Origin of the sequence: Rhizobium indigoferae, assembly GCF_034554815.1 — a bacterium.
In the GTDB taxonomy this organism is placed as follows: domain Bacteria; phylum Pseudomonadota; class Alphaproteobacteria; order Rhizobiales; family Rhizobiaceae; genus Rhizobium; species Rhizobium leguminosarum.
The window spans coordinates 2097080-2110011 of sequence record NZ_CP140635.1; the positions used below are offsets into that span (position 1 = coordinate 2097080).

Genomic DNA, 12932 nt, shown 5'->3' on the forward strand with positions numbered 1-12932 from the left:
GCCAGCCTTGAATTCGGGCGCCGCGGTCAAATGGCGGCCCATACGGAGTAAGATTCGATGACGCTGCCCATTCGCATTGCCCCCTCGATCCTCGCGGCGGATTTCGCCAGGCTTGGCGAGGAGGTTCGCGACGTGACGGCCGCTGGCGCCGACTGGATCCATCTCGACGTCATGGACGGGCATTTCGTGCCGAACATCTCCTTCGGCCCCGATGTCATCAAGTCGCTGCGCTCCTATACATCAGCCACCTTCGACTGCCACCTGATGATCTCGCCGGTCGACGACTATCTCGAAGCCTTCGCCAAGGCCGGCTGCGACCGCATTACCGTCCATGCCGAAGCCGGACCGCATCTGCACCGCTCGCTGCAGACCGTCCGCAATCTCGGCAAGAAGGTCGGCGTGACGATCAATCCGGCGACATCGCTCAGCGCCATCGAGAACGTGCTCGACGATGTCGACCTCATCCTGATCATGTCGGTCAATCCCGGTTTCGGTGGACAGAAGTTCATTCCTGCGATGGCGGCAAAGATTGCCGCGGCGAAGTCACTGATTGGTGACCGGCCGATCGAACTCCAGGTCGACGGCGGCGTCACAGTGGAAACGGCGCCTGATATCGCCCGGGCGGGCGGCAACGTTCTCGTCGCCGGCTCGGCAATTTTCAAGGGCGATACGGTCGAGGATTATCGCCGGACTGTCGCCGATCTGCGTCAGGCAGCCGAAGGGGCACGAGCATGAAAAAACGTCTGATCATCGGCGGCATGCTTGCCGTTGCATTTGCCGGCCTGCCCGGCCTGTCACTTGCCGGCGACATCGCCAATATCCAGCCGATCGGCTTTTCCGCCGACGGCAAGGTTTTCGGATTCCAGGAATTCGGCATCGAGCAGAGCGGCGACGTCCCCTACTCCAACACTTATTTTGTCGATACCGACAGCGGCCAATATCTGGAGGGCACGCCCTTCCACACGGAGCTGACCGATAAGGACGCCAATCTTTCCAAGGCGCGGCGGCAGAACCTGACGGCGGCGCGCAGCCAGATGGACAAATACGATCTTCTGACCAATCCGGGCCTGATCGCCGCCTTCAATCCGCCGACCGAACTCGGCTCCCCTTCGAAGACGATCCGCTACACGACGCTTGCGACCGACGGTCCGCCGAAATCGCCCTATACGCTCTCACTCGGCGAGATGCCGGTGCCGACGCCGAAGGACTGCGCTGCGGCCAACAAGCGGGTCATCGGCTTCAGCCTGCAAATGATCGAAAAGGAAGGCGCTCCGAACCGGCAGGCGGCGCGCCAGGCGATGGCGGTTCCGGCCGAGCGCGCATGTTCCGTCGAATACCGGATCGGCGGCGCTGTGGTCTACCAGCCCGAAACCGGAAACCAGGTCCATATCGCCCTTGTCCTGGCCTTCGATGCCGAACGGAACGGCCGCTGGATCGCCGTTCCGGTTCATCCCTGAGCACGGATCACCCGAGGACGGATCGCCCCAGGATGGATCGTCTAAGAGCTGCACGGCCACCCTACCCCGATCTGATCGCCGGCGCTTTGCTTTGGGGCATGCAGATGCTTGCCGCCGCCATGCTCGGCCTTTACTTGCGCAACGGCCTGCAGACGAGCCGCCTTGCCGAGGTCGCAGCACTCTATTTCGCCGGCGGTCTGTTCGCTTGGCCATTTGCCCTGCCGGTTGCCCGTTTCTTTGCTTATGGCAGGCCGCCGGAAGCGCGTTTTGCCGCTTTTTTCGTGACGCTGACAGCAGCAACGATCCTGATGACCGCCTTCCTCTTCGCCATGGAATACCGGATGTTCTATTCGCGCTGGCATGCGCCCTTCGGAAGCGTCGTCTGGGCTTTCCAGTTCGTCTTCACCGGTGCCAGCGCCGTCTACCAGTTCCTGGTGATCGGCCTGCGCCTTTTCCTGCCGCTTGGCCTCGTCTGCCTTGTCGCAAGCAGCTATCATCTTGCCAAACGCATGCGTTGAGATTGCCGCCCGTCTTTGCTACAGGGGCGCTAACCTCGATAAAGCAAACCTCTTGAAGTGAAGGCAGCCGCTCATGATCCCGCGTTATTCCCGGCCCGAAATGGTCGCCATCTGGTCTCCCGAAACCAAGTTCCGCATCTGGTTCGAGATCGAGGCGCATGCTTGCGACGCGTTGGCCGAACTCGGCGTCATCCCAAAATCGGCGGCAAAGACGATCTGGGAGAAAGGCGGCGCCGCCACCTTCGACGTCGACCGCATCGATGAGATCGAGGCCGTCACCAAACATGACGTCATCGCCTTCCTCACCCATCTCGCCGAGATCGTCGGCCCGGATGCGCGCTTCGTCCACCAGGGCATGACCTCGTCCGACGTGCTCGACACCTGCTTCAACGTCCAGCTGGTACGCGCCACCGACATCCTGATTGCCGATATCGACCGGCTGCTCGAAGCGCTGAAAAGCCGCGCCTTCGAACACAAGGACACCGTCACTATCGGCCGATCGCATGGCATCCATGCCGAGCCCACCACCTTCGGCGTCAAGCTGGCGCTCGCCTATGCCGAATTCGAACGCTGCCGCCAGCGCCTCGTCGCCGCCCGCGAGGAAGTCGCGACCTGCGCCATATCAGGCGCCGTCGGCACCTTCGCCAATATCGATCCGCGCGTTGAGGAACATGTCGCCGAAGCGCTTGGCCTGAAGGCCGAGCCGGTCTCGACACAGGTCATCCCGCGTGACCGCCACGCGATGTATTTCGCCACGCTCGGCGTCGTTGCCTCATCGATCGAGCGGCTGGCGACCGAGATCCGCCACCTGCAGCGCACCGAGGTGCTGGAAGCCGAGGAATATTTCTCGCCTGGCCAGAAGGGCTCCTCGGCCATGCCGCACAAGCGCAACCCGGTTCTGACCGAAAACCTGACCGGCCTTGCCCGCATGGTCCGCTCTTACGCAATGCCAGCGATGGAAAACGTCGCCCTCTGGCACGAGCGCGATATCTCGCATTCCTCGGTCGAGCGCATGATTGGCCCAGATGCCACCGTGACGCTCGATTTCGCCCTGTCGCGGCTTGCCGGCGTCATCGAAAAGCTGCTGGTCTATCCCGAGAATATGGAGAAGAACCTCAACAAATTCCGCGGCCTCGTCCATTCGCAGCGCGTCCTACTGGCGCTGACCCAGGCCGGCACCTCCCGCGAGGATGCCTACCGCCTCGTCCAGCGCAACGCCATGAAAGTGTGGGAACAGGGCAAGGACTTCCTGGAAGAACTGCTTGCCGACGCCGAAGTCCGCGCTGCTCTGTCGGAAGAGGACATCCGCGAAAAATTCGACCTCGGCTATCACACCAAACATGTCGACACGATTTTCCGACGGGTGTTTGGCAACGCGTGAGCGGTTCGAGATCAACGATATGGCGGCGCCCTTGCAGGCGCCGTTTTTATGTCTAGCTTTTCTCAAGCGGCCATTGTTTTTGCTTCGGTGCTTTGGCAGCCACAGGACGCTTGCGTGCCTCCGCCTTTTTCAACGGCGCCGCTTTCACTGTCTCCGCTGTCCGGCAAGCCTCCGTCTCGCCCCTGCCTTTGGCGGCCTTGGCGACCAGCTCGTCGAGACGTTTCAGCTCTTCCTCGTCGAGATTCTCGATACCGATGAAACGGTTCTCGGCATGGCTGGTCAGGATGATTTCATTGAGCTTGGCCTGGATCGCCCGCGTGTCGCGTGTCTGGGCGTTCTGCAGCACGAACACCATCAGGAAGGTGATGATCGTCGTGCCGGTATTGATGACCAGCTGCCAGGTTTCCGAATAATCGAAGAAGGGGCCGAGGGCCGCCCAGATAGCGACGGCGATCAGTGCCAGGATGAAGATGATGGGTTTGCCCGCCCATTCCGATACCTTGGTTGCGAAGTGGGCAAACAGATGCTTCATCGTCACCTCAAAGATCCTCCCTCGAAGTCTCCAGAGCATGAGGTCGACGGACATCATGCTCTGGCTAAACAAACTCCGAGGCAGGTTCGAGGTTCCCCAGGGATCCGAGATTCCCTGCTGAAAGGGCTGTGGTTACCCTGTGGTTTCCCGCGCAATCAGCTTGCGATAGAGATGCCAGGTCGCATGGCCGAGGATCGGGATAACCAGCGCAAGCCCGGCAAAGACCGGGATCGTGCCGATGACGAGGAGTGCTGCGACGATCAGGCCCCAGAGCAGCACCGGCACCGGATTGAGAATCGTCGCGCGGATTGACGCCGTGACGGCGGCTACCGCCCCGACATCGCGGTCGAGCAGCAGCGGAAAGGTGATGACGGTCATCGCCAGCACCACGAGCGCAAAGACGAAGCCGATAAGATTGCCCCAGATGATCAGCTGCATGCCCTGTGACGTGCCGAAGACCTGGCGGAAGAAATCCGCCATGCTGCGCGGAAAGACCTCGCCGAGCAAATTGCTGTAGAGCGTCTGTGCCGTCACCAGCCAGACAACGAAGAGGCCGCAGAGCATCAGTCCGACCGCCACAATCGACGGCAGCGCCGGCGAATGGCGCACATCGAGCGCATGCGTCCAGGACGCATCGAGGCCGGCCTCGCGCCGGCGGCTGATTTCATAGAGGCCAATCGCTGCGATCGGGCCGATCAGCACGAAACCCGCCATAAGCGGGAAGACCATCGGCAAAAGGTTTGCGCCCGAGGTCCACAGCGTCAGGAAGACGCCGGCGATCGGATACATCAGGCACAGGAACACATAGTGGGACGGTTTCTCCATGAAATCCTCGTATCCGCGCTTCAGCGCGTCGAAGACGTCAGCTATACCGATGCGATTGACGACGGGCCGCGCCAAGCTTTCGCTAGCACCCGTCATGACATGAAATGCCGCCATGGTTTTCTCCTCCTCAGCCGAGACCTGATCGGCGGCGGACAGCATCGGCGGGCAAGCCGACACGAAATCCGCAACCGGCACTGGAGCAATATAGCAACTTTCAACGCCCGTGTCGCTCTCTCCCTTGGCACCCCCTCTTGACATCTTGGACCAGCTTTCTCACATCGGCGGCACTATGAAAGCCTCAGACGCAGATATCCTCATCATCCCCGGTTACACCAATTCCGGCCCGAGCCACTGGCAAAGCCGCTGGGAGGCAAAGCTCAGCACGGCGCGGCGCGTCGAACAGGCCGAATGGACGAAGCCGGTTCGCGAGGATTGGATCGCCCGCATCGCCGAGGAGGTGAACGCCTCGACCCGTCCGGTCGTCCTGGTCGCCCATTCGCTGGGCGTGCCCTCGGTGATCCACGCCATCCCGCATTTCCGCAACCGCGTGGCGGGCGCTTTCTTGGTCGCCCCGCCTGATGTGGCCAATCCCGACATCCGCCCAAAGCACCTGATGACTTTCGGTCCCTATCCGCGCGATCCGCTGCCCTTCCCGTCGATCACGGTCGCCAGCCGCAACGATCCGTTCGGCAGCTACGAGCATGCCGACGATATTGCCAGCAGTTGGGGCTCCTTCCTCGTCGATGCCGGCGAGTCCGGTCATATCAATGCCGATTCCGGTCACGGTCCCTGGCCGGAAGGCACCATGGTCTTTGCCCAGTTCCTCGGCCGGCTCTCCCCCTGATCGAGGAAAAGGCGCTATCCCGCTTGTTGAGCAAGTGCTTTCTAAGTCTTTCTTAATGGAATGACCGCAGACTGCGCCGAGGTGAGATAAGCGAGAATGCCCGTGAAGAAAGCCCATTCAGAGGCCGGTGATCCGCATGGCGATGCCGCAGCGGCTGAGGCAGGTATCGGCAATGGGGCGACCGACGATTGCGACCTGGCAGAGCGGGAAAGCCGCTGGAACCATGCGCTCGTCGGCTCGGGCCTTGGCGTATGGGATCACAACTACCGTCTCGACCGAAAATATTACTCGCAGACGTGGAAAACTATCCGCGGCATGGCGCCCGATGAGGAAGCCGCCGGCGATTACGATGCCTGGCTGCAACTGGTCCATCCCGATGATCGCGATTTCGTCGTCCATGCCATCGACCGGCAGAATGCCGGCGATCCCAATTATCAGATCTTCGAGTATCGCGAGCGCCATAAGGATGGCCACTGGGTCTGGATCGAGTGTCGCGGCGCCTGCGTGGAATGGGACGAGAGTGGCGTGCCGACGCGCATCGTCGGCACGGATACGGATATCACCGCCCGCAAGCAGGCCGAGGAGACGCTGTCGCGTTTGTCGCGCCGGCTCGATCTGGCGCTGGAGATTTCCCGCATCGGCGTCTTCGAGGCGGATATCGAGCATGATGTCGTCGAATGGGACGAGCGCCTCATTGCCATTTACGGCCTGCAGGGCGCCTCGCGGCAGATCGGCAGCGACGCCTGGGCGAAAAGCCTGCATCCCGACGACCGCGAGCGCGTGCTTGGCTTGTCCGACCGTAGCGTCGAAAGCGGCAGTGATTTCCAGCAGGAATACCGCATCATTCGCGGCGACGGCGTCGAACGCGTCATCCGTGCCCGCTCGGCCTTCTTCATCGACGGCAACGGCCACCGCAAGCTGATCGGCGCCAACTGGGACGTCACCGAGGAAGTCGCGCTCCGCAACGAGCTGCAGCGCGCCAAGGATCTGGCCGAGGCGCGCAACCGCGAGCTCGAAGCCGCCAAGGAGAGCATCGAGCACCTGGCGCTGCACGATTATCTCACCGGCCTGCCGAACCGCCGCTATCTCGACAAGATGCTGGGCGAGCGTTCGGCCGAATGCCGGGCAAAGGGCCTGGCGCTGGCGATCCTACATATCGATCTCGACCGCTTCAAGCAGATCAACGACACGCTTGGCCACCGGGCCGGCGACGCCATGCTCCAGCACGCCGCAAGCGTGCTGAGAAATTCCGTCCGCGCCGCCGATTTCGTCGCCCGCATTGGCGGCGATGAATTCGTCATCCTCTGCGCCGTCGATCCCGCGTCGAAGAAGATCGCCGGCCTTGCCGAACGTGTTATCCGCGAATTGCGCAAACCCGTCAGATATGAGGGTCACGATTGCCGTTTCGGCGCCAGCATCGGCATCGCCATCGATAGCGGATCGACGCTCGACGCCAAGCAGATGCTGCTCGACGCCGATATCGCGCTTTATCGGGCCAAGGGCCTGGGCCGCAACCGCTTCGAATTCTTCTCGGCCTCTGCCCGCCGCGACATCATCTCCGCCAAGCACCTCGCCGACGAGATCCTGATCGGCCTCGAGCGCAATGAATTCGTGCCCTTCTATCAGCTGCAGTTCGATGCCCGCACGCTCGATGTCGCAGGCATTGAAACGCTTGCCCGCTGGCAGCACCCGGTGCACGGGCTGCTGACGCCCGACCGCTTCCTCGATATCGCCGAGGATCTCGACGTCGTCTCGACCATCGACGCCCTGATCCTGGAGCGAGCGCTGGCCGACCGCAGCGTCTGGATCAAGGACGGGCTGCCGATCCCGAAGATATCGGTCAACGTCTCCGCCAGGCGGCTCGCCGACCCCGATCTCGGCAAGAAGCTTCGCGCCCTGAAGATCGAGCCCGGCACTATCTCCTTCGAGCTGCTGGAATCGATCTCGCTCGACGATTGCGACGAAGCGGTGGCCGCCAACCTGAAAAAGCTGCGCAAGCTCGGCATCGACATCCAGATCGACGATTTCGGCACCGGCCATGCCTCGATCGTCAGCCTGCTGCGCCTGAGCCCGAAAACGCTGAAGATCGACCGCGAACTGATCCGCATGCTGCCGCAATCGTCCGAGCAGCGCAAACTGGTCGGCTCGATCATCGATATCGGCCGCTCGCTGAACATCCTGGTCATCGCCGAGGGCGTCGAGACGGTGGATCATATCCGCATTCTCGAAGAACTCGACTGTGACACACTGCAGGGCTACGCGCTTGCCCGGCCGATGCCGGCCATGCAGATCCCCTCCTTCATCCGCGCCGGAAGCTGGCGCCACGGGCAAATCGCCGCTCGCGCCTTGCAGACGCAACTTCGTCGCGCGCTGCGAAGCAGAGCCGCCAAATAAAAACCTGCATAAGCGGCCCGCCATTTTGCCTTCATTCCACGGTAGAGGAAAAGGCGCTACACTTGTCTTGCGAATTCATTCGATTCTCTTGGCGGTATTCCGTAAAATTGGAAACCAGGCCGCGAAATCCGGAAACCAGGGAAGGAGCGACAGGCGGATTGTGAAACCCTCTCTTTTCCTTTAAGGGGACGCCACGAGATCGATCCACTCGCGCTATCCCAAGAGCGCCAACAACAGAGAATGACCACGATGAACCGTCGCCGCCGTATTTACGAGGGCAAGGCAAAGATTCTGTATGAAGGCCCGGAACCGGGCACTTTGATCCAGTTCTTCAAGGACGATGCCACTGCCTTCAACAAGAAGAAACACGAAGTCATCGATGGCAAGGGCGTCCTCAACAACCGCATTTCCGAGTATATCTTCAGCCATCTGAACAAGATCGGCATCCCCACTCATTTCATCCGCCGGCTCAACATGCGCGAGCAGTTGATCAAGGAAGTAGAGATGATCCCGCTTGAGATCGTCGTGCGCAATGTCGCGGCCGGTTCTCTCGCCAAGCGCCTCGGCATCGACGAGGGCGTCGTGCTGCCGCGCTCGATCATCGAATTCTATTACAAGTCCGACGCGCTCGACGATCCGATGGTCTCCGAAGAGCACATCACTGCCTTCGGCTGGGCAAATCCCGCCGAACTCGATGACATCATGGCGCTTGCCATCCGCGTCAACGACTTCATGACCGGCCTCTTCCTCGGCGTCGGCATCCAGCTCGTCGATTTCAAGATCGAATGCGGCCGCCTCTTCGAAGGCGATATGATGCGCATCATCCTTGCCGACGAAATCTCGCCGGACAGCTGCCGGCTCTGGGATATCGAAACCCACGAGAAGATGGACAAGGACCGCTTCCGCCGTGACCTCGGCGGGTTGCTCGAAGCCTATTCCGAAGTTGCGCGCCGTCTCGGCATCATCAATGAAAACGAGCCCGTGCGCGGCACCGGCCCGGTTCTCGTCAAGTAAGGCAGGAAAGACAAAGTGATCAAGGCTCGTGTCACCGTCACGCTGAAAAACGGCGTTCTCGATCCGCAGGGCAAGGCTATCGAGGGTGCGCTTGGCGCCCTCGGCTTCTCGGGCGTCGGCCATATAAGACAGGGCAAAGTCTTCGACCTTGAGCTGGAAGGCGCCGACAAGGGCAAGGCCGAGGCCGACCTCAAGGCCATGTGCGAAAAACTGCTCGCCAACACGGTGATCGAGAACTACGCAATCGCGATCGACTGATGATCACAGACCCGTCGTCTGGCGGACTTTGAGGATTTGGCGTCATGATGAAAGCAAAGCTGGAGACGGAAGTCTCGAAATATATGAGCTATGTTTTGCGTCATGCGCCGGAATCTGCGGGCTTGACGCTTGATAGCGAGGGTTGGGTGTCGTTCGACGAACTCGAAAAAGCGTTGTCGTCGAAATACGACGTTTCCCGCGCCGAGATCATCGAGATTGTCGAAAACAATCCAAAGAAGCGCTTCTCGCTCACCGATCATAGAATTCGCGCGAACCAAGGTCATAGTGTCGACGTCGATCTCGCATTGAACCAGGTCGAGCCGCCTGCCGCTCTTTTTCACGGCACGTCTCTGACGAACTGGCAGTCGATCGAGCGCGAAGGCTTGAAGAAGATGCAACGGCACCACGTTCATCTGTCAGCAGATGTCGAAACGGCGAAAATCGTCGCAATGCGCCGCAAGGGTGAACATCTCATCCTATGCGTAGACGCGGTCCGCATGTTTTCAGAGGGTCATTCTTTCTTTGTCTCCGACAATGGAGTATGGCTCGCCGAAAGCGTTCCAGTTCAATATCTTTCGCGAAACGCAGGGACCCCATGAAATCAGCCGTCGTTCAACTTCCGGGCCTCAACCGCGACCGCGACATGATCGCCGCCTTGACCAAGATCTCCGGCCAGCCACCGGTGACGATCTGGCAGACGGAAACCGAGATCCCCGATGTCGATCTGATCGTCATTCCCGGCGGCTTTTCCTATGGCGATTATCTGCGCTGCGGTGCGATCGCCGCCCGCATGCCGGTCATGCAGGCAATCATCGACAAGGCGGCGAAGGGTGTGAAGGTGCTCGGCGTCTGCAATGGCTTCCAGATCCTCGTCGAGGCCGGCCTGCTGCCCGGCGCGCTGATGCGCAATTCCTCGCTGAAATTCGTCTGCCGCGAGATCAAGCTGGAAGTCGTCAATGCCGAGACGGATTTCACCCGCGCCTATGCGCAGGGTCAGGTCATCCGCTGCCCGGTCGCCCATCATGACGGCAATTATTTCGCCGACGAAGCGACGCTGGCTGCGATCGAAGGCAATGGCCAGGTGGTGTTCCGTTATGCCGAGGGCACCAACCCGAACGGCTCGATCAACGATATCGCCGCCGTGATGAATGAAAAGGGCAACGTGCTCGGCATGATGCCACATCCCGAGAACCTGATCGAGGCCGCCCATGGCGGTTCGGACGGCCGCGGCCTCTTTGCCTCGGCGCTCGACGTCATCGCCGCCTGAGCCCTGCACGTCGCCCAAAAACCGCGCAGCGCTCTTGGGCAACGGCATGCACCCGAAAATCCTTCCGTCCGGATCTGGAGCAAGATTAATGCGCCCTCGCCTCGCAAACGCCGCCCTGTTGACCGCTCTCGCAGCCATGGTGACAGCCTGCCAGACGCCGGCGCCGACGACTGGCCCGAACCGCGCCGCACTGCCGACAATGGAACGCGTGGCGCTCGGCGCCAATGCCTGCTGGTTCAAATCGGGCGATCCGGCTTTTGCTGCTTATAAGCTGGCGCCGGAGCTCAACTCCTTCTCCGGCCGTCCACGCATCCTGCTTGTCCACAAGGGCAGCCCGGAGAGCCGGCCGCTACTGGTCGTTCAGGCCGAGGGAAGCCCGTCGCGCCTGCAGGCCTTCGGGCCGATGATGCAGGAGCCGGTCGCTGGCCGCATCACCACCGACGTCAATCGCTGGTCGGCAGGCAACAAGGCCTGCAGCTGATCGCCCAATCGGCCCTGAAAGAATGATCTGCTCGAAAGCAAGATCAGTCCCAGAAAAACGACTTGCCGACTTCGCGCGCGGCTTCGGACTGTGACACTCCGATATCCTTGAGCTCGGTCGCCGTCAGGCCCCTCAGAGCGCGCCGGCCTTCCCGCTTCTGATGCCAGAGAAGAATGGCAGCCCAGATTCGGCCCAAACGCGTCGTCGCCTCGGCGGGCGCGACGGGAAGGACAATCTGTCTCCTGTCTTCATAAGAGACAATCGGTACAATCGGCATTTTTATCTCAGGCAAGGCAGACATTCCAGGAATCCTCTCGGCGTGCCGTTGGAATTGACTCATACGCTTGACCGATACAATGTGCCAATATATACAATTGTCACCATGACAAATTGGCTTCCCGATATTTCCCGCGGTTCCGGGCCGGTCTATCTCCGGCTTGCCGACAGCATCGAATCCGCCATATCAAGCGGCGCCCTGCCCGCTGGCAGCAAACTGCCGCCGCAGCGCAACCTCGCCTATGATATCGGCGTGACGATCGGCACGATCGGCCGCGCCTATGCGCTGGTGCATGAGCGGGGTCTGGTCGCCGGCGAAGTGGGGCGCGGCACCTATGTGCTGAACCGCTCGGAGACGGCGCCCGGCGAACAGATCGATCCGCTGACCGTCTCGCTCGGCGGTACCCGCGTCCAGGATGCGCCGGCGAACAAGATCCGCTTCGACACGACAGCCGCGCCCGATCTCGGCCAGGGCAAGATCATAGCAGGCATTCTCGCCGAGATCGGCGAACAGCATCTTTCTGAAATCTCCTCTTATTCCCGCAGTTTCCCGCGCAACTGGTTCGAGGCCGGTCGCCTCTGGCTTGCCCGCAGCGGCTGGACACCGGAGGTCGAAAACATCGTGCCGACGCTCGGCGCCCATGCGGCGGCGATATCAGTCATCGCCGCCGTTTCTGCGCCGGGCGACAAGATCGTCTTCGAAGATCTCACCTACACGCAGGTCAGCCGCAGCGCCCGCCTGCTCGGCCGCCGCACACTGACGGTCGATTCCGATGAGCTCGGCGTGATCCCCGAGGATTTCGAGCGGCTCTGCCAGCAGCAGCATCCGAAGATCGCCTTCCTGATGCCGACCGTCCACAATCCGACGCTGGCGATCATGCCCTATGAGCGGCGCGCTGATATCGCCGCAATCGCCAGGAAACACAGTGTCTGGCTGATCGAGGACGACCTCTACGGCGGCATGGCCGACGACGATACGCCGCTGCTCGCCTCGATTGCGCCCGATCGCACCTTCCTCGTCAACGGCCTGTCGAAATCGGTCGCCGCCGGCGTGCGCGGCGGCTGGGTCGCCTGCCCGCCGCATTTTGCCCAGCGCATCAAGGTGACGCATAGGATGATTACTGGCGGCCTGCCCTTCATCCTGGCCGAGACTTGCGCGCGCCTCGTCGAAAGCGGCATGGCGCACGAGATCCGCAAGGCAAGTGTTGAGGAACTTTCACGGCGCGTCCGTCTCGCCCGCGAGCAGCTGCAGGGCTTCGATTTCGAATCGCACGTACACGCGCCCTTCCTCTGGCTGAAACTGCCGGAGCCCTGGATGTCCGGCACATTCAAAAATGCCGCCTTCCGCGACGGTGTGCTCGTCGACGACGAGGACGAGTTCAAGTCGGCGCGCGGAGAGCGACCCTATCATCGCGTTCGCATCGGTTTTTCCTCGCCGAAGACGGGGCAGGAACTGATCTCGGGCTTGATGATCCTGCGCCGGCTGCTGGAAAATGGCGGCTCCGCCTATGACGGCGAAATATGACGTGTTGCAAATACACGTCATAATTCGGAAAAATCCGGAGCCTATTCGGAGCGCTTCACCGACTCAACTTCCATATTACCTCCTTGTTGTTCCCGTCTGACGCGAATCAAAGGACAGCAAATGAGGTCGACTTCGGAAAGATCCCGTTGCGTTTTTTGGG

The 12932-nt window shown here is 61.2% G+C and carries 15 protein-coding genes; 12 read left to right on the forward strand and 3 right to left on the reverse strand.

Annotation, left to right across the window (positions count from 1 at the left end):
* Window positions 1-57: 57 nt before the first annotated feature.
* The 4 genes from rpe to purB all read left to right on the forward strand — a co-directional run bounded on the left by rpe (window position 58) and on the right by purB (window position 3356).
* The gene (gene rpe, locus U5G49_RS10735) at window positions 58-735 is read left to right on the forward strand and encodes a ribulose-phosphate 3-epimerase (protein WP_018242183.1); all 678 of its coding nucleotides are present in this window, start codon (window positions 58-60) and stop codon (window positions 733-735) included.
* Window positions 732-1457, forward strand: coding sequence for a DUF2259 domain-containing protein (locus U5G49_RS10740; RefSeq protein ID WP_193442366.1), 726 nt, complete (start codon window positions 732-734; stop codon window positions 1455-1457). Before rpe ends, U5G49_RS10740 begins: the two co-directional genes overlap by 4 nt.
* 32 nt (window positions 1458-1489) lie before the next feature.
* Entirely contained in the window at window positions 1490-1975 is a 486-nt protein-coding gene (locus tag U5G49_RS10745; RefSeq protein ID WP_047621271.1) for a hypothetical protein, read from the forward strand.
* Window positions 1976-2048: 73 nt separating this feature from the next.
* Window positions 2049-3356 (forward strand): adenylosuccinate lyase, encoded by a 1308-nt coding sequence (gene purB / locus U5G49_RS10750; protein WP_028733781.1) that lies wholly within the window; start codon window positions 2049-2051, stop codon window positions 3354-3356.
* A 52-nt stretch (window positions 3357-3408) separates the two neighbouring features.
* Here the strand turns inward: purB and U5G49_RS10755 are convergent, their stop codons facing one another.
* Both U5G49_RS10755 and U5G49_RS10760 read right to left on the reverse strand, forming a co-directional pair.
* Entirely contained in the window at window positions 3409-3888 is a 480-nt protein-coding gene (locus tag U5G49_RS10755) for a low affinity iron permease family protein (protein WP_193442476.1), read from the reverse strand.
* Window positions 3889-4020: 132 nt separating this feature from the next.
* Window positions 4021-4827, reverse strand: a complete 807-nt coding sequence (locus tag U5G49_RS10760) for a DUF2189 domain-containing protein (RefSeq protein ID WP_193442368.1) — start codon at window positions 4825-4827, stop codon at window positions 4021-4023.
* Window positions 4828-5002: 175 nt separating this feature from the next.
* Here U5G49_RS10760 and U5G49_RS10765 point away from each other — a divergent pair, with 175 nt between their 5' ends.
* The 7 genes from U5G49_RS10765 to U5G49_RS10795 all read left to right on the forward strand — a co-directional run bounded on the left by U5G49_RS10765 (window position 5003) and on the right by U5G49_RS10795 (window position 10971).
* Window positions 5003-5557, forward strand: coding sequence for an RBBP9/YdeN family alpha/beta hydrolase (locus U5G49_RS10765; protein WP_113542049.1), 555 nt, complete (start codon window positions 5003-5005; stop codon window positions 5555-5557).
* Between the two features lie 96 nt (window positions 5558-5653).
* Window positions 5654-7951 carry a putative bifunctional diguanylate cyclase/phosphodiesterase gene (locus U5G49_RS10770; RefSeq protein ID WP_193442370.1) on the forward strand — a complete coding sequence of 766 codons (2298 nt, stop codon included), beginning with the start codon at window positions 5654-5656 and terminating at the stop codon, window positions 7949-7951.
* A 249-nt stretch (window positions 7952-8200) separates the two neighbouring features.
* Complete coding sequence (purC, locus tag U5G49_RS10775; RefSeq protein WP_018242191.1) at window positions 8201-8965, forward strand: phosphoribosylaminoimidazolesuccinocarboxamide synthase; 765 nt, start codon at window positions 8201-8203, stop codon at window positions 8963-8965.
* Between the two features lie 15 nt (window positions 8966-8980).
* Window positions 8981-9223, forward strand: coding sequence for a phosphoribosylformylglycinamidine synthase subunit PurS (gene purS / locus U5G49_RS10780; protein ID WP_018072257.1), 243 nt, complete (start codon window positions 8981-8983; stop codon window positions 9221-9223).
* Between the two features lie 44 nt (window positions 9224-9267).
* Window positions 9268-9822, forward strand: coding sequence for an RNA 2'-phosphotransferase (locus tag U5G49_RS10785; RefSeq protein WP_193442372.1), 555 nt, complete (start codon window positions 9268-9270; stop codon window positions 9820-9822).
* Window positions 9819-10490, forward strand: a complete 672-nt coding sequence (purQ, locus tag U5G49_RS10790) for a phosphoribosylformylglycinamidine synthase subunit PurQ (RefSeq protein ID WP_105006267.1) — start codon at window positions 9819-9821, stop codon at window positions 10488-10490. Before U5G49_RS10785 ends, purQ begins: the two co-directional genes overlap by 4 nt.
* Window positions 10491-10578: 88 nt before the next feature.
* On the forward strand, window positions 10579-10971 hold the full coding sequence (locus tag U5G49_RS10795) for a hypothetical protein (RefSeq protein ID WP_018242194.1): 393 nt from the start codon (window positions 10579-10581) through the stop codon (window positions 10969-10971).
* Between the two features lie 43 nt (window positions 10972-11014).
* On the opposite strand, the gene U5G49_RS10800 is transcribed toward U5G49_RS10795, so the two are convergent.
* Entirely contained in the window at window positions 11015-11272 is a 258-nt protein-coding gene (locus U5G49_RS10800; RefSeq protein WP_018242195.1) for a DUF1127 domain-containing protein, read from the reverse strand.
* Between the two features lie 81 nt (window positions 11273-11353).
* Here U5G49_RS10800 and U5G49_RS10805 point away from each other — a divergent pair, with 81 nt between their 5' ends.
* Window positions 11354-12772: an aminotransferase-like domain-containing protein gene (locus U5G49_RS10805; RefSeq protein WP_018242196.1), complete on the forward strand. Its 1419-nt coding sequence runs from the start codon at window positions 11354-11356 to the stop codon at window positions 12770-12772.
* Window positions 12773-12932: the final 160 nt, after the last annotated feature.